This is a genomic window from Serratia sp. SSNIH1 (assembly GCF_002935055.1).
Taxonomy (GTDB): domain Bacteria; phylum Pseudomonadota; class Gammaproteobacteria; order Enterobacterales; family Enterobacteriaceae; genus Serratia; species Serratia nevei.
The window spans coordinates 2,114,731-2,132,004 of sequence record NZ_CP026383.1; the positions used below are offsets into that span (position 1 = coordinate 2,114,731).

Annotated in this window: 13 protein-coding genes; 10 read left to right on the plus strand and 3 right to left on the minus strand. The window is 54.0% G+C overall.

The annotated features are described in order from the left end of the window. Positions 1–87: 87 nt before the first annotated feature. Positions 88–2,115, minus strand: coding sequence for a methionine--tRNA ligase (gene metG / locus C3F38_RS10240; RefSeq protein ID WP_004938929.1), 2,028 nt, complete (start codon positions 2,113–2,115; stop codon positions 88–90). A gap of 159 nt (positions 2,116–2,274) precedes the next feature. On the opposite strand from metG, the gene apbC reads away from it, so the two are divergent. Next, on the plus strand, positions 2,275–3,387 hold the full coding sequence (apbC, locus tag C3F38_RS10245) for an iron-sulfur cluster carrier protein ApbC (RefSeq protein WP_038880999.1): 1,113 nt from the start codon (positions 2,275–2,277) through the stop codon (positions 3,385–3,387). Positions 3,388–3,432: 45 nt separating this feature from the next. Here apbC and C3F38_RS10250 read toward each other — a convergent pair whose 3' ends face one another. Then, positions 3,433–4,062 carry a phosphatase PAP2 family protein gene (locus C3F38_RS10250; protein ID WP_055316227.1) on the minus strand — a complete coding sequence of 210 codons (630 nt, stop codon included), beginning with the start codon at positions 4,060–4,062 and terminating at the stop codon, positions 3,433–3,435. A 231-nt stretch (positions 4,063–4,293) separates the two neighbouring features. Between C3F38_RS10250 and udk the strand changes: the two genes are divergently transcribed. From udk to dcuC, 4 genes are all read left to right on the plus strand, one after another. Continuing rightward, entirely contained in the window at positions 4,294–4,935 is a 642-nt protein-coding gene (gene udk / locus C3F38_RS10255; RefSeq protein WP_004938922.1) for a uridine kinase, read from the plus strand. Between the two features lie 125 nt (positions 4,936–5,060). Then, positions 5,061–5,642, plus strand: a complete 582-nt coding sequence (gene dcd / locus C3F38_RS10260; protein WP_019454407.1) for a dCTP deaminase — start codon at positions 5,061–5,063, stop codon at positions 5,640–5,642. A gap of 44 nt (positions 5,643–5,686) precedes the next feature. Next, positions 5,687–7,519 carry an outer membrane assembly protein AsmA gene (gene asmA / locus C3F38_RS10265; RefSeq protein ID WP_055316230.1) on the plus strand — a complete coding sequence of 611 codons (1,833 nt, stop codon included), beginning with the start codon at positions 5,687–5,689 and terminating at the stop codon, positions 7,517–7,519. Between the two features lie 175 nt (positions 7,520–7,694). Continuing rightward, positions 7,695–9,047 carry an anaerobic C4-dicarboxylate transporter DcuC gene (dcuC, locus tag C3F38_RS10270; protein WP_038881007.1) on the plus strand — a complete coding sequence of 451 codons (1,353 nt, stop codon included), beginning with the start codon at positions 7,695–7,697 and terminating at the stop codon, positions 9,045–9,047. Positions 9,048–9,078: 31 nt separating this feature from the next. On the opposite strand, the gene C3F38_RS10275 is transcribed toward dcuC, so the two are convergent. Continuing rightward, positions 9,079–10,662: a TerC family protein gene (locus C3F38_RS10275; RefSeq protein WP_047728117.1), complete on the minus strand. Its 1,584-nt coding sequence runs from the start codon at positions 10,660–10,662 to the stop codon at positions 9,079–9,081. 644 nt (positions 10,663–11,306) lie between these two features. Here C3F38_RS10275 and galU point away from each other — a divergent pair. The 5 genes from galU (at position 11,307) to wzc (ending at position 17,217) form a co-directional block, all read left to right on the plus strand. After that, the gene (gene galU / locus C3F38_RS10280) at positions 11,307–12,206 is read left to right on the plus strand and encodes a UTP--glucose-1-phosphate uridylyltransferase GalU (protein WP_055316232.1); all 900 of its coding nucleotides are present in this window, start codon (positions 11,307–11,309) and stop codon (positions 12,204–12,206) included. Between the two features lie 40 nt (positions 12,207–12,246). Continuing rightward, positions 12,247–13,140, plus strand: a complete 894-nt coding sequence (locus C3F38_RS10285; protein ID WP_055316236.1) for a sugar phosphate nucleotidyltransferase — start codon at positions 12,247–12,249, stop codon at positions 13,138–13,140. 296 nt (positions 13,141–13,436) lie between these two features. Next, positions 13,437–14,573 (plus strand): polysaccharide export protein, encoded by a 1,137-nt coding sequence (locus C3F38_RS10290; protein ID WP_055316234.1) that lies wholly within the window; start codon positions 13,437–13,439, stop codon positions 14,571–14,573. A gap of 3 nt (positions 14,574–14,576) precedes the next feature. Continuing rightward, positions 14,577–15,011, plus strand: a complete 435-nt coding sequence (locus tag C3F38_RS10295; protein WP_071934080.1) for a protein tyrosine phosphatase — start codon at positions 14,577–14,579, stop codon at positions 15,009–15,011. A gap of 16 nt (positions 15,012–15,027) precedes the next feature. After that, entirely contained in the window at positions 15,028–17,217 is a 2,190-nt protein-coding gene (gene wzc, locus C3F38_RS10300) for a tyrosine-protein kinase Wzc (protein WP_055316235.1), read from the plus strand. Positions 17,218–17,274 lie beyond the last annotated feature (57 nt).

Genomic DNA, 17,274 nt, shown 5'->3' on the forward strand with positions numbered 1-17,274 from the left:
GACTTTTTCTTACTGTTTATAACGTTGGGTTTGAGGCATTAAAAAGGGCCGAGCAAGCTCGACCCTTGATGTAACGCGCCGGCGCGGTTACTTGACCTGCATGCCAGGCTGCGCGCCGCTGTCCGGGCTCAGCAGGAAGATCTCTTTCCCGCCGGGGCCTGCCGCCATCACCATGCCTTCCGAAACGCCGAAGCGCATTTTGCGCGGCGCCAGGTTGGCGACCATGATGGTCAGGCGGCCTTCCAGCGCTTTCGGATCCGGGTAGGCGGAGCGAATGCCGGAGAAGATCTGGCGCGATTCGCCACCCAGATCCAACTGCAGCTTCAGCAGTTTGTCGGAGCCTTCGACAAAGTCGGCGCTCTTGATCAGGGCGATGCGCATGTCCACCTTGGCGAAGTCGTCGAAGGTGATGGTTTCCTGAATAGGATCATCGGCCAATGGACCGGTCACCGGCTTGGCGGCGGCCATGTCTTCTTTCGAGGCGTTGACCATTTCGTTGACCTTGTCCAGATCGATGCGGTTGAACAGCGCTTTGAATGCGTTCACCTGGTGGCCCAGCAGCGGCTGCGGGATTGCGTCCCAGCTCAGCTCGGCGTTGAGGAACGCTTCGGCGCGTTCGGTCAGCGAAGGCAGCACCGGCTTCAGGTAAGTCATCAGCACGCGGAACAGGTTGATGCCCATCGAGCAGATGGCCTGCAGATCGGCGTCGCGGCCTTCTTCCTTCGCCACCACCCAAGGTGCCTGCTCATCCACGTAACGGTTGGCCAGATCGGCCAGCGCCATGATTTCGCGGATCGCGCGGCTGAACTCGCGGCCGGCGTAAGCTTCGGCGATGCTCTGCGCCGCGTCGACGAAGGTCTGGTACAGTGCCGGATCGGCCAGGCTGTCGGCCAGCTTGCCGCCGAAGCGCTTGTTGATAAAGCCGGCGTTGCGCGACGCCAGGTTCACCACCTTGTTGACGATATCGGCGTTTACGCGCTGCACGAAGTCTTCCAGATTGAGATCGATGTCATCAATGCGTGAAGAGAGCTTGGCGGCGTAGTAATAGCGCAGGCAGTCGGCGTCCAGATGCTGCAGGTAGGTGCCGGCCTTGATGAAGGTGCCGCGCGACTTGGACATTTTGGCGCCGTTCACCGTCACGTAGCCGTGCACGAACAGGTTGGTCGGTTTGCGGAAGTTGCTGCCTTCCAGCATCGCCGGCCAGAACAGGCTGTGGAAGTAGACGATGTCCTTGCCGATAAAGTGATACAGCTCGGTGGTGGAGTCTTTACGCCAGAACTCGTCGAAGTCCAGATCGCCGCGCTTGTCGCACAGGTTCTTGAAGGAGCCCATGTAGCCGATCGGCGCGTCCAGCCAGACGTAGAAGTATTTGCCCGGCGCATCCGGGATCTCGAAGCCGAAGTAAGGCGCATCGCGGGAGATGTCCCACTGCTGCAGGCCGGATTCGAACCACTCCTGCATCTTGTTCGCCACTTGCTCTTGCAGCGCGCCGGAGCGCGTCCACGCCTGCAGCATTTCGCTGAAGGCCGGCAGGTCGAAGAAGAAGTGCTCGGAGTCGCGCATCACCGGCGTCGCGCCGGAAACCACGGACTTCGGATCGATCAGTTCCGTCGGGCTGTAGGTGGCGCCGCACACTTCGCAGTTATCGCCGTATTGATCCGGCGATTTGCATTTCGGGCAGGTGCCCTTCACGAAACGATCCGGCAGGAACATGCCTTTCTCCGGATCGTACAGCTGAGAAATGGTGCGGTTCTTGATAAAACCGTTTTCTTTCAGGCGGCTGTAAATCAGGGTGGACAGCTCACGGTTTTCATCGCTATGGGTCGAATGGTAGTTGTCATAGCTGATGCCAAAGCCGGCGAAATCCTGTTGGTGCTCCTGGCTCATCTCCGCGATCATTTCTTCCGGTTTCACGCCCAGTTGCTGCGCTTTCAGCATGATCGGCGTGCCGTGCGCGTCGTCCGCGCAGATGAAATGCACTTCGTGGCCGCGCATTCGTTGGTAACGCACCCAGATATCCGCCTGGATGTGCTCGAGCATGTGGCCGAGATGGATGGAACCATTTGCGTACGGTAGCGCGCACGTCACCAATAATTTTTTCGCGACTTGAGCCATAGTGAGAACTTGCTTTCTGTAATGAATAAAAGGGCCTTCGATGTTAACCGATCGCGCCCTTCGCTGCTAGGGCGGTTTCTTACAGGTTATACGCGCCAGCCGACGGGCAGTTCTGATATGCTTAGCCGGAAGCTACCCATTCAAAATCAAGGAGCCGGGATGAACGCAAAATCCCCTGAGCAGACCAACCCCGAAGTTCTGCGCGCCCTGGTGACCGGTGTACTGGCCGCCTTTGAACACCCGACGTTGAAAAACAATCTGACCGCATTGAAGGCTATTCATCACTGCGCGTTGCTGGACGATGTGCTGCATATCGAACTGACGATGCCGTTTGCCTGGCAGAGCGGTTTTGAGGCGCTGCAGGCGAGCGTCGGCCCCGAGCTGTTGCGCGTGACCGGCGCTTCCGCCATCGACTGGAAGCTGAAACACGACATCACAACGCTGAAACGCGCCAACGGCCAGGCCGGCATCAAAGGCGTGCGCAACATCGTCGCCGTCAGCTCCGGCAAAGGCGGGGTGGGGAAATCCAGCACTGCCGTCAACCTGGCGCTGGCGCTGGCCGCCGAAGGGGCCAAAGTCGGTATTCTGGACGCCGACATTTACGGCCCGTCGATCCCCAACATGCTGGGTACCGAACATGAGCGGCCGACCTCGCCGGACGGTCAGCATATGGCACCGATCGTGGCGCACGGCCTGGCGACCAACTCCATCGGTTACCTGGTGACCGACGATAACGCCATGGTGTGGCGTGGCCCGATGGCCAGCAAGGCGCTGATGCAGCTGCTGCAGGATACGCTGTGGCCGGATCTGGATTACCTGGTGCTGGACATGCCGCCGGGCACCGGTGACATCCAGCTGACGTTGTCGCAGAACATTCCGGTGACCGGCGCGCTGGTGGTCACCACGCCGCAGGATATCGCCTTGCTGGATGCCGCCAAGGGCATCGTGATGTTCGAGAAAGTGCATGTGCCGGTGCTGGGCATCGTGGAGAACATGAGCGTGCACATCTGCAGCAACTGCGGTCACCATGAGCCGATCTTCGGCACCGGCGGCGCCGAGAAGCTGGTGCAGAAATACCACAGCCGTCTGCTGGGGCAGATGCCGCTGCATATCTCGCTGCGCGAAGACCTGGATCGCGGTACGCCGACGGTGATCAGCCGCCCGGACAGCGAATTCGCCGAGATGTATCGTCAGCTCGCCGGCCGCGTGGCCGCGCAGATGTATTGGCAGGGCGAGGCGATCCCGACGGAGATTGCTTTCCGCGCGCTGTAATCTGCCTATGGCAATGCAAGAGCCCGGCTTAAACGCTGGGTTTTTTTATGGGATGCGGGCAGGGTTGTGCAAATCCGCGCGGGTATAAGGACGTTCGATTTGCGCCAGCGTTTTGGCGATATGTTCCAGCAACCCCTGGGTGGGGGCCGGCTGACGCTGTCCCATCAGTGCCAACGGCAAGGCCAGCGCGATGGCAAGGTGTGGCCAGGAAAGGCGTGGACGAGCCTTGGCGCGTTGCAGCCACAGGAACAGTGCGCTGGCCAGGTAGCCTAAAATCAGCCCGCTGATCACCTCGGATACTGAGTGAACGCGAATTTCCAGCCGCGACACGCCGATGGTGAAAGGCAATATCCACCCGGTCAATAGCGCGAGGCTGCGCACCGGATGGGAAAATCGGCCGGTCAACGCCCAGAGCAGCGGCGGCCAGATGCTGGCCGCGAGGGCCGAATGGCCGCTGAATCCGGTGAAATCATAACTTGCGTTACCAATACCCCAGCCCATAAAGGCCAGTTTGGACAGGCAGACCAGCCCGCCGGTGAAGCCGAAGATCAGCGCCCACTGCCAGCCTGCCGCGCGGGTGGCGGAAGACGTGAGCAGCAACAAAAACAGAATCAGCGCACAGGGCAGCAGCAGCATGCTGTCGCCGAAAAAAGTCAAAAAATACCAATCCAGCACATCAATCTCCGATGAAGGGCTACGGGGAGCATAAGTCAGCGCAGGAGTGTATCTTGTTACCGCGCGTTGCCCTAGCCGTGAGATTCTTAAAATGCTGCAGGGCCGATAAGACGAGACAGCCCGAATTCGCCCGCCGTCGCGCAATATACAGTGGCGCAAACCCCGACGACTCCCTATAATTGTCGCGTTTTAGTTCCCCCCTTCACATTACGAAATCAGGTCTTTAATTTTATGACTGACAATCCGCATCAGTGCGTCATTATTGGTATAGCTGGCGCATCTGCCTCCGGAAAAAGCCTTATTGCCAGCACGTTGTACCGCGAACTCCGCGAGCAGGTCGGCGATGAGCACATCGGCGTTATTCCAGAAGACAGTTACTATAAAGACCAGACTCACCTGACCATGGAAGAACGGGTCAAAACCAACTATGACCACCCGAGCGCCATGGATCACAACCTGCTGTTCCAGCATCTGCAGATGCTGAAGGCCGGCAAGGCGATCGAACTGCCGCTGTACAGCTACACCGAACACACGCGCAAGAAAGAAACCGTCCATCTCGAACCTAAAAAAGTGATTATTCTGGAAGGTATCTTGCTGCTGACGGATATCCGCCTGCGCCAGGAGATGAACTTCTCGATCTTTGTCGACACGCCGCTGGATATCTGCCTGATGCGCCGCATGAAGCGCGACGTCAACGAGCGGGGCCGCTCGATGGATTCGGTGATGGCGCAATACCAGAAGACCGTGCGCCCGATGTTCCTGCAGTTTATCGAACCTTCCAAACAATACGCCGATATCATCGTCCCGCGCGGTGGCAAGAACCGCATCGCGATCGATATTCTGAAAGCCAAAATCAGCCAATTCTTTGAATAATGCCGCTTAATGGCCGGAAATGTGCATTTCCGGCCGGCGGCCAACTATTTGCACCCCGGCGTAGACCTTTCGCCCGTTGTGTGGCAATTTTTGTTTAGTGACGCGTTTTGATGGAGAAGAAAGACATGAGACTGTGCGACCGCGATATAGAAGCCTGGCTGGATAGCGAGAAACTGGTGATTTCCCCGCGCCCGCCGCTCGAACGCATCAACGGAGCCACAGTAGATGTCCGTTTGGGCAATCAGTTTCGCGTGTTCAGTGGCCATACCGCGCCTTTTATCGATCTTAGCGGGCCGAAAGATGAAGTTAGTGCCGCGCTGGATCGCGTGATGAGCGACGAGATTGTCCTGCCGGAAGGCGAGGCGTTCTTCCTCCATCCCGGCGAGCTGGCCCTGGCGGTGACGTTCGAATCCGTGACGCTGCCGGACGATCTGGTGGGTTGGCTCGACGGCCGTTCTTCTTTGGCGCGCCTGGGGCTGATGGTGCACGTGACCGCGCACCGTATCGATCCGGGCTGGCATGGGCGCATCGTGCTGGAGTTCTACAACTCCGGCAAGCTGCCGCTGGCGCTGCGGCCGGGGATGCTGATTGGCGCCTTGAGCTTTGAGCCGTTGTCCGGCCCGGCGGCCCGGCCATACAACAGCCGCCAGGACGCAAAATATCGCGATCAGCAGGGCGCAGTAGCCAGTCGAATCGACAAGGATTAACGGCGCGGGATGCACCGTCGGTGTGGCGCTGACAAGAGGGTGGCATGAGAAGATTACTGACGACATTGGCGATTTTACTGGTGGTCGTGGTGGCGGGGATGTCCGCGCTGGTACTGCTGGTCAATCCGAATGATTTTCGCGGCTACATGGTCAAAAAGGTCGAGCAGAAGAGCGGCTACCAGCTGACGCTCGAAGGCGACCTGCGGTGGCACATCTGGCCGCAGCTCAGCATTTTGGCCGGCCGCATGACGCTAACCGCACCGGGTGCCAAAGCGCCGGTGGTGAGTGCGGAAAACATGCGCCTCGATGTCAAACTGTTGCCGCTGCTGTCGCATCAGCTGTTTGTGAAGCAGGTGATGTTGAAAAACGCGGTTATCCGCCTCACGCCCGACAGCGAAGAGCACTCGCAGGTGGATGCCCCAATCGCACCCGCCGGTAGCGCTACTGACGCGGCAGACGCGGCCTGGAAGTTCGATATCGATAACCTTCGGGTGGTGGACAGCCTGCTGATTTGGCAGCGTGCCGATAACGAACAAATCAATGTCCGGGATATCAATCTCACCCTGCAACAAACGGAAAAACGCCGGGCGCAGCTGGAACTTTCCAGCAGGGTTAACCGCGATCAGCGTGACCTGATCTTCAGCATGGCGGCCGATGTCGATCTGCAGCAGTTCCCACGTCAGATTGGCGCCAAAGTGACCCAGTTCAATTACCAACTGGCGGGCGCGGATATTCTGAACGGCGGTATTCAGGGAGAGGGTAATGCGCAGGTGGTCTATCAGCAGACGCCGGCGCAGATTGCCGTCAGCCAGCTGAACGTCAGCGCCAATAACAGTCAGTTGACCGGCAATATCAGCGCCACGCTGGGGGCAGTGCCCGGCTATGTGGTGAACCTCAATTCGGCAAACCTCGATCTCGACGCGCTTTCCGGCTGGCAATCCAGCACCACGACCGCCGAGCAGCCCGCCGTGACTTCCGCGCCGGTGATCGCCAGCCAGGTTGACGATAGGCAGCAAAACCTGGAGGCGCTGCGCGATTTCACTGCACAGTTGAACCTGCAGGCGGCACAGGTAACCTATCGCGGTATGAACGTTACCCAGTTGGCCGTTACGGCGGACAACCAACGCGGCCTGCTGACGTTGCACAAGCTTGCCGGGCAGTTGGCCGGCGGAGATTTTTCCTTGCCGGGAACGCTCGACGCGCGCGGCAATAAACCGGTGATAAGCGTGCAACCGGTGCTGAATCAGGTTGAGCTCGGCACGGTGCTCAAGGCATTCGATATGCCGCAGATGCTCACCGGCAAGTTCAGCATTAAAGGGGATCTGACCGGCGAACGCCTCTCTTTACAGGCATTTGAGCGCCGCTGGCGCGGTACGGCGCAGCTGGCGATGCAGGATGCGCAGCTGCACGGCCTGAATATTCAGCAGCTGATTCAGCAGGCGGTGGCGCGTAATGATAACAGCGTACGTGGGCAAGACAGCTATCAGCGCTATACCGAAGTCAAAAGTGTCTCGGCGCAGGCCAGCCTGAATCAGGGCACGGTCAAACTCAGCGGCCTGACGGCGGATTCACCTTTGCTGGCGCTGACCGGCGCCGGCAGCATCGATATGCCGGGCAAACAGTGCGACATGGCGCTCAACGTGCGCGTCACCGGCGGTTGGCAAGGGCGCGGTGAGCTGATTGAGCAACTGCAAAAAACGCCGATCCCGCTGCGGGTCTATGGGCCTTGGCAACAGCTGAATTATCAACTGCAGGTCGATCAAGTGCTGCGTAAAACGCTGCAGGATCGGGCCAAGGATGCGTTGAACAAATGGGCTGAAAAGAACAAGGATTCGCGCGAAGGCCAGGATCTGAAGAAGCTGCTCGACAAGCTGTAATCTCATCTGACGCGGGCCGCATTGTGGCCCGCGTCAATCTCGATGTTTCCCGCGATAATTTCTCTCCGTTACCTTGATGAAGGTCATGAAGACTCGCGCGCAGATTGTGCAGAGTAAGGGGCTGTTCTGCTATGACTATGCGCCTGAGCGCGAAAACATGACGAGTTGAGGAAACATGATAGAGCTTCTTATTGGCGCCGTAGTGGCGGCGGGCGTGGGCCGTTACATCATCAAGGGGTATTCCGCCACCGGCGTTCTGATGGTGGGCGGGTTACTGCTGCTCGGTATCAGCGCCCTGATGGGGAAAACGCTGTTGCCGTCCGGCGCGGCGTCTACCGGCTGGCGCGCGACCGACATGATCGAATACGTCAAGATTCTGTTGATGAGCCGCGGCGGCGATCTGGGCATGATGATCATGATGCTGTGCGGTTTCGCCGCTTACATGACGCATATCGGCGCCAACGACGTGGTCGTCAAGCTGGCCTCGCGCCCGTTGCAGATGATCAACTCGCCTTATCTGCTGATGGTGGCGGCCTATTTTGTCGCTTGCCTGATGTCATTGGCGGTCTCTTCCGCCACCGGCCTCGGCGTATTGCTGATGGCGACGCTGTTCCCGTTGATGGTGAACGTTGGCATCAGCCGCGGGGCGGCGGCGGCCATTTGCGCTTCGCCGGCGGCGATTATCCTGGCGCCGACCTCTGGCGACGTGGTGCTGGCGGCCAAGGCGGCGGAGATGCCGCTGGTGGACTTCGCGTTCAAAACCACGCTGCCGATCTCGATTGCCGCCATCGTCTGCATGGCCGTGGCGCACTTTTTCTGGCAGCGCTATCTCGACAAAAAGAACAATGAACAGCATCACATCATGGACGTCAGCGAAATCAACACCCACGCGCCGGGGTTTTATGCGATTTTGCCGTTTACGCCGATCCTCGGCGTGCTGATTTTCGACGGAAAATGGGGGCCGGAGCTGCATATCATTACCGTACTGGTCGGGTGCATACTGTTGGCGGCCGTGATCGAGTTTGTGCGCAGCTTCAGCGCCAAACTGGTATTCAGCGGCCTGGAAGTGGCCTATCGCGGCATGGCGGACGCTTTCGCCAGCGTGGTGATGCTGCTGGTGGCCGCGGGTGTGTTCGCGCAGGGGCTGAGCACCGTCGGCTTTATCAGCGGCTTGATCGGGCTGGCGCAGTCGTTCGGCACTGGCGGTTTGATCATGATGTTGGTGCTGGTGGTGATCACCATGCTGGCGGCCATGACCACCGGTTCCGGCAATGCGCCGTTCTATGCGTTTGTTGAACTGATCCCGAAACTGGCGGCGCAGATGGGCGTGAATCCGGCCTATCTGGTGATCCCGATGCTGCAGGCGTCTAACCTCGGCCGCACGCTGTCGCCGGTCTCCGGCGTGGTGGTGGCGGTTTCCGGCATGGCGAAAATCTCGCCGTTCGAGGTGGTGAAACGCACTTCGGTGCCGGTAATTGTCGGGTTGGTGGTGGTGATCGTGGCGACCGAGCTGCTGGTTCCCCAGTAAAAGAAAGGCCGGGCGATGCCCGGCCTCAATGCTAAACCTCGTAGTCCCCCGGTGGGGGAGGCGGGGTGATCTTCACTTTCAGGATGCGGTGGCTGTTGACCTCCAGCGGTTCGAACAGATAGTCACCGATCTTGATTTGCTCGCCTTCTTGCGGCACACGCTGGCTGTGTTCCATCAGCAGCCCCGCCAGCGTGTGGTATTCGCGCTTGTCTTCCAGCGGCATCGGCAGGTACAGCACCAGATCTTCCAGCGGCATATAGCCGTTGGCAATCCAGCTGCCGTCTTCGTTTTGCTGAATATCATGGCGTGCGTCCACCTCTTCGCCGGCCTCCGGCAGATTGCCGGCGATGGTTTCCATCACGTCCGTCAGGGTGACGATACCTTCGACGGAACCGAACTCGTCGACCACAAAGGCAAAGTGCGTCTGTGCCTGGCGGAACTGCTCCAGGGCGCTTAACAGCGTGAGCTGTTCCGGGAAGATCAGCGGTTGGCGTATCAACGCGCGCAGATCCAGCGGCGCCTGTGCCAACTGCTGTTTGAGGACGTCGATAGTGTGGATAACGCCCAGCGGTTCGTCGCTGGCGCTGCTTTCCACCACCACGATGCGCGTGTGCTGATTACGCTCCAGTAATTGCGTCAGTTTTTCCTGCGGATCGTTCAGCTCGAGGTATTCGACGTCGTGACGCGAAGTCATGATGCTGCTGACCGTGCGCTGCGCCATGCCCAGCACGCGTTCGATCATGCGCCGCTCTTGCTGATTGAAGATCTCGCCGTTTTCGCTGTCGCTGTCTGCCAGCAGGTTGGCGGAGTGGCTGTCGACCTCCGCTTCTTCGTGTTTACCACTCAGCATGCGCAGTACTGCCTCGGCGGTGCGCTCGCGCAGTGGCCGCACCTTCGACAGGAAGCGCCGGCGGTTGAACTGGGCCAGTTGGTTCAAGGCCTCGATCATCACCGAGAAACCGATCGCCGCGTAGAGGTATCCTTTCGGAATATGATAGCCGAAGCCCTCCGCCACCAGGCTGAAGCCGATCATTAACAGGAAGCTCAGGCACAGGATAACGATAGTCGGGTGAGCGTTGACGAAGCGCGTCAGCGGCTTGCTGGCCAGCAGCATCAGGCCGATGGCGATACACACCGCGATCATCATCACCGCCAGGTGGTCGACCATGCCGACTGCGGTGATCACCGAGTCGAGCGAGAAAACGGCGTCCAGCACCACGATCTGCGCCACCACCGGCCAGAAACGCGCGCCTTTGCGTGCGCCGTGCTGCTCTTCATCCTTGCCCTCCAGCCGTTCGTTCAGCTCCATGGTGGCCTTGAACAGCAGGAATATCCCGCCGACCAGCATGATCAGATCGCGGCCGCTGAAGGGGTGCTCTGCGACGATGAACATCGGTTTGGTCAGCGTCGCCAGCCACGAGATGGAGGCGAGCAGCGCCAGGCGCATGACCAGCGCCAGCAACAGACCGACGACACGAGCCTTATCTCTTTGTTGTTTTGGTAGTTTGTCCGCCAGAATGGCGATGAAGACAAGGTTGTCTATACCCAGAACGATTTCCAGCACGACCAATGTGGCCAGGCCGGCCCAAATTGTTGGATCAGCGATCCATTCCATACGCCCAATTTCACCTGTAAGTTCTACGGCTTATGCCGCACGGGAATGATGGGCGCTGAGGCGGCAAAATTCAACTTTAATCAGAGGAAGTGGATGAAAACAGGTTATTTCGGCAGAAAAAGCACCCAATAATTTAAAGCACATTCAGGTGTGTCTGGCATCATGGGGAAACGGTGTATGAGAACGCTAACTGGGTTGTTCATAAAAGACACATGCTTTAAAAATCAATAATATCAACGTATTGAAATAGGCTTCTTATGCTATTATTTGCATAGCTCCAGCGCATTAGTAGTCTTATTCTGAAAACACCTAGCCACGGGTATCTAAGGCTTGTATCAGCAAGTCAATAGTATAAGAATCTTAGCCATATAAGCGAAGATAACTCGCGTTTTTTGGTTATAAGGGCATAGATTCTCGTTGTTCTTCAAGCTGCGAAATACCAACGTGTGATGCGAGCTCTTTGTCATGCACCGAAGCGTGCTTAGCGTTCATTGGATTGCGTACAGGAATTTTTCATAACAGCGCTTTGGCAGCTATAAGCCAAGGGCGGTAGCGTGTCTGAACGAATTGTTTGCGCTGCAATAGCTTGCCTAAAATTCGCTGTTTATACTATATAAATCAGTTAATTGCTTGTGGAAATGGAAATGCAGAAAAGACTGAAGGCTGTGATCCCAGTGGCGGGTTTGGGCACTCGTATGTTGCCGGCAACCAAGGCGATTCCTAAAGAAATGTTGCCGGTGGTCGATAAGCCACTTATCCAATACATTGTCAGTGAGTGTGTCGCCGCCGGCATTAAGGATATCGTGCTGGTCACCCACTCTTCGAAAAATGCGATTGAAAACCATTTTGACACTTCTTTCGAGTTGGAAGCGGTGCTGGAAGCTCGTGTAAAACGTCAGTTACTGGCTGAAGTGCAAAACATTTGCCCGCCGGATGTGACCGTGATGCAGGTGCGTCAGGGGCAAGCGAAAGGGCTCGGGCATGCGGTATTGTGCGCGAAACCCATGGTAGGGGATTCCCCTTTTGTCGTCTTGCTGCCAGATGTGCTGCTGGATGATGCCACGGCGGATCTTCGTAAAGAAAACCTGGCTAAAATGATCCAACGCTTTGAGGCAACAGGGTGCAGCCAAATCATGGTTGAACCGGTGCCGGAGCAGGATGTGTCAAAATACGGCGTGGTTGACTGTGCAGGCGTGACGATCGCTGCGGGAGAAAGTGCGCCGATGTCTGCCGTGGTTGAAAAACCCTCACGCGAGGAAGCGCCTTCTAACCTGGCGGTAGTGGGGCGTTACGTGCTTTCCGCCGCTATTTGGCCGTTGCTCGAGAAGACGCCTCCAGGCGCGGGCGATGAGATCCAGTTGACTGATGCGATCGCCATGCTGATGGATGAGCAAAGAGTGGAAGCCTTCCATATGAGCGGTAAATCACACGACTGCGGCGATAAACTTGGTTATATGAAGGCCTTTGTGCAATACGGTCTACGCCATGCCACAGAAGGTGAAGATTTCTCGCGATGGTTGAAGCTGGCCTTGAATAACAACTAACATGTGGCTGAGTACGTTCACAAGATTGAAGAGGACGAGCATGACGAAGTTGAAAGCTGTCATTCCTGTCGCTGGCCTTGGCATGCATATGCTACCGGCGACCAAAGCGATTCCTAAAGAGATGTTGCCGATCGTCGATAAGCCGCTGATTCAATACATTGTCAATGAATGTGTTGCGGCTGGGATTAAAGAGATCATCCTGGTGACACATTCTTCTAAGAACGCCATCGAAAACCATTTCGATACCTCATTCGAGCTGGAGGCGATGCTGGAAGCTCGCGTGAAGCGGCAGCTGTTGGATGAAGTGCAGTCGATAACGCCAAAAGGCGTAACGTTAATGCATATTAGGCAAGGGCAACCTAAAGGGTTGGGTCATGCGGTGCTTTGCGCCAAACCATTGATCGGAGACGATCCTTTCGTGGTGCTGTTGCCGGATGTGTTGCTTGACGATGCTAAAGCCGATCTGAAAAAAGATAACCTGGCTCACCTCATTGCGCGCTTCGAAGAGACGGGTTTGAGTCAGGTACTGATCCAACCCGTGGATGAGCATGTTTTGCGCGACTATTCCGTTGTGGAGTGCCAGAACAATGCGTTGCGGCAAGGTGAGTCTTCATCCATTACCGCGATTATCGAAAAACCGGACAGCGGTGTTCAACTGAAATCCAACTATTCAGCCGTTGGGCGCTACGTGCTTTCAGCCGCTATCTGGCCCATTTTGGAAAGAACCGAGCCGGGTGCCTGGGGGCGCATTCAGTTGACGGACGCGATTGCCGAATTGTTGAAACATCAGACGGTAGAGGCCACTGAGTTGGTTGGCGAGTCGTTCAACTGCGGTGAGAAAATGGGCTACTTGCGGGCATTCGTGACTTACGGGTTGCGCCATCCTACGCAGGGAAAAGCCTTCCGCGAGTGGGCTGAACAACTCTTTCTCTAGAGTTGTTCAATTACCTTTATGATGGCTGGTTTGGAGCAATATCCGACCGGCCTCCGCTATGTTTAGGCAAAAGCGATGGTGCTTATGCTGCTCTTTTTATTTAAGAACTATGCAATAATGCTCCTAGGTTTTAAGTCTAACAAATCTGAATTCAACGCTTGCTCAATGAAAGTGCGTTTTAGGATGTCTTCGTGTGAGCATTGATAACTCATTTCGCTGAGTGCCGCGGTAGGCGCCATGGTTGGCTGGGACTTGGCATTACATGCATTTTTTACTTTGAAAGTGATGATAACTCGATGGCAAAAAAACAATGGAAACTGATACCGCTTCTGGTATCTATCAGTGTGGCTAGCGGCTGTACTATCGTGCCGGGCTCTCATCTTTCAACTAGTGGTAAAGACGTAGTAAAACAGCAAGATAGCGATTTTGATCTCGATAAGTTGGTTAACATTTACCCACTGACACCTAGCCTTATCGAGAAGTTACGGTCGAAACCAGTGGTTGCACAGCCTAATTCTTCGTTAGAACGTGAATTGCAAAACTATGAATACCGTATTGGCGTCGGCGATGTGCTGATGGTGACCGTATGGGATCACCCGGAGCTGACAACGCCAGCGGGGCAATACCGCAGTGCCAGTGATACTGGTAACTGGGTCAACTCGGACGGGACTATTTTCTATCCGTATATTGGCAAAGTGAAAGTTGCAGGAAAGACAGTCAGTCAGGTACGCAGTGATATTGCCGGCCGTCTCGCTCAGTATATTGAGAGCCCGCAAGTTGACGTCAGCATCGCCGCATTCCGTTCACAGAAAGTTTATGTGACTGGTGAGGTTGAGAAATCAGGTCAACAACCTATCACTAACGTTCCATTGACGATTATGGACGCTGTGAATGCTGCGGGTGGGCTGAGTGCAAATGCTGACTGGCGAAATGTGGTATTGACACACAATGGCAAAGAACATCGCATATCCCTGCAAGCATTGATGCAGAAGGGTGATCTCACGCAGAATCACCTGCTATATCCTGGCGACATTCTGTACATCCCACGCAATGACGATCTGAAAGTATTTGTGATGGGGGAAGTGAAAAAGCAGTCTACCTTGCGTATGGATCGGAGTGGGATGACCTTAACCGAAGCCTTGGGTAACGCGGAGGGGATGGATCAGGCAATGTCTGATGCAACGGGTGTCTTCGTTATACGGCCTCTGCGTGGAAGTGAAGGGAAGAAGATTGCCAACATTTATCAGTTAAACGCCGCCGATGCTTCTGCGCTTGTTATGGGCACAGAATTCCAATTGCAGCCCTACGATATTGTCTATGTGACAACCGCACCTGTAGTTCGTTGGAATCGTGTGATTACCCAGTTGGTACCGACCATTACCGGCGTACACGATATGACCGAAACAGTACGGTTTATCAAACAGTGGAATTGACAAATGTTTGATTCAATCTTAGTGGTTTGTGTAGGTAATATTTGCCGCTCCCCTACAGGGGAACATTTGTTGAAAAACTTATTGCCTACGAAGAATATTGCTTCTGCAGGACTTGGTGCATTAGTCGGAAAACCCGCAGATCCATCTGCGGTTGATGTTGCGTTAAAGAATGGCACTTCTCTTGAGGGTCATGTCGCACAGCAACTAACAGCATCTATGTGTCGTGAATATGATCTTATACTTGTTATGGAGAAAGGCCATATTGATGCGGTCTGCCGTATAGCCCCGGAAGTTAGAGGAAAAACGATGTTGTTTGGCCATTGGCTGATGCAGCGTGAAATTGCTGATCCATATCGCCAAAGCCGTGAAGCCTTCGAATTTGTTTACCAGCTTCTTGATGAGTCTGCTAGAAAGTGGGCCAACGCATTAAGCCGATAGTCATTCAGGATATCCAATGTCAGAAAAAACAAAAGTAAGTAATGCGAGTAACGATAGGTCCGATGGGGTAGATTTAACTCGCATTGTAGGTGAGGCGATAGATAACCGTTGGCTTATTATTGGGACAACGGCTATTTTCTTAACATTAGGCATACTTTATAGCATTTTCGCTACACCAATTTATAAAGCTGATGCTTTAGTTCAGGTAGAGCAAAGTGTTGGTAACTCGTTGCTGAATAACATCAGTCAAATGTTGCCGACAAGCCAACCTGAGTCGGCTCCAGAAATCGAACTTCTCAAATCACGAATGATTCTGGGAAAGACAGTCAATGAATTAAACTTACAAATAGTCGTCAAGGAAAAGTATTTCCCGATATTTGGCAAGGGATTTACGCGATTAAGTGGCGAGAAGCCAGGTGAGTTAGCCATTTCTAAGCTTACTGTCCCCTCATCTTGGGAAGATAGTGATTATATTACGTTGACAGTGGGTGATGACTCCAGTTTTACTCTTAGTAAAGATGGCGATGAGTTTGCTAAAGGTAAAATAGGTCAGCTTATCTCTAAGGCTGATGATTTCTCTATACAAGTAGATGATATTCGTGCTGATGTAGGCACGAAATTTAAAGTGTATAAGATTAGCGAACTTGAAGCGGTCAATAATTTACTAGAGCAGCTTGATGTAGCTGATAAAGGAAAGGATACGGGGATTCTTTCTCTGTCAATGACGGGTGAAAACCCTGTTTTAATAAGAGAGACTCTTCAATCTATTACGCAAAACTATTTAGAACAGAATGTGGCACGGAAGTCTGAAGAGGATGCGAGAAGTTTAGACTTTTTGAAAGAACAACTGCCAAAAATTCGAGCTGGTTTGGATGGGGCTGAAGAGAAACTAAATCAATACAGACAGAAAAAAGACTCTGTTGACCTTTCACTGGAAGCAAAATCGGTACTGGACACTATAGTATCTGTCGATTCTCAGTTGAATGAGCTGACGTTCAAAGAGGCGGAAATATCTAAGTTGTATACTAAGGAGCATCCATCATACAAAGCTCTTTTAGAGAAGCGTAATACACTGGAAAAAGAAAGAGACAGATTGAATAAACGTGTAAACGCAATGCCTGAAACACAGCAAGAAATCTTGCGATTGAGCCGTGACGTTCAGTCCGGGCAAGCCGTCTACATGCAGTTGTTAAATAAAGATCAAGAGTTGCGCATTTCAAAAGCCAGTACTGTCGGCAATGTACGCATTATTGACCAAGCGATGGTGCAGCCAAAACCAGTAGAACCAAAGAAAATTGTGGTCATACTAGTAAGTATGATTCTTGGAACTTTCATCTCCTTTGCATATGTACTATTACGTTCGTTCCTTCATCGTGGCATTGAAAGCCCTGAACAATTGGAAGAGCTTGGCATAAATGTGTATGCAAGTGTGCCGCTTTCTGAATGGCAACGTAAAAAAGATCTCGATTTTGCTAATAAAATAAAGGGTAAAAAGAAAAATACAGATGCGAATACCTTGCTAGCATTTGGCAATCCGGCTGATCTGGCCATTGAGGCCATCCGCAGCCTGCGAACCAGTTTGCATTTTGCCATGATGGAAGCGAAGAATAATGTCTTAATGATATCAGGCGCTAGTCCTGGGATCGGTAAGACATTTATCAGTGCAAACTTGGCTGCAGTTGTCGCTAAATCTGGTCAACGCGTATTGTTTATCGATAGTGATATGCGTAAAGGCTATGCTCATGAGCTAGTAGGGCTTGCAGGAAATAATGGGCTATCAGATATTTTATCTGGAAAGCTTGAATATAAATCTACAATTAAGTCAGTCGGAGAAGGGGGGTTTGACTTTATCTCTAGAGGCCAGATACCACCGAATCCTTCCGAGCTTTTGATGCACTCGCGTTTTTCGACGCTTCTGAGTGAAGTATCAAAAGATTATGATTTAGTATTGGTCGATACACCACCGATCCTTGCAGTAACGGATGCAGCCATTATAGGTAAGCATGCCGGTACATCGCTCGTCGTTGCCAGGTTCGAAGTCAATACTCCGAAAGAGATTGATATCAGTATCCGTCGATTCGAGCAAAATGGCATCGAAATAAAAGGTGTGATCTTGAACGCTGTAATAAGAAAAGCGATAAACTACTATAACTATGGTTATGATTATTACGACTATAGCTATGAAGATAAGAAAAGTCGGAGTTAATTGGTGAGAAACGGAAGACGGCATTAGATGAATTTAATGCCGTCTTCGACTATATAC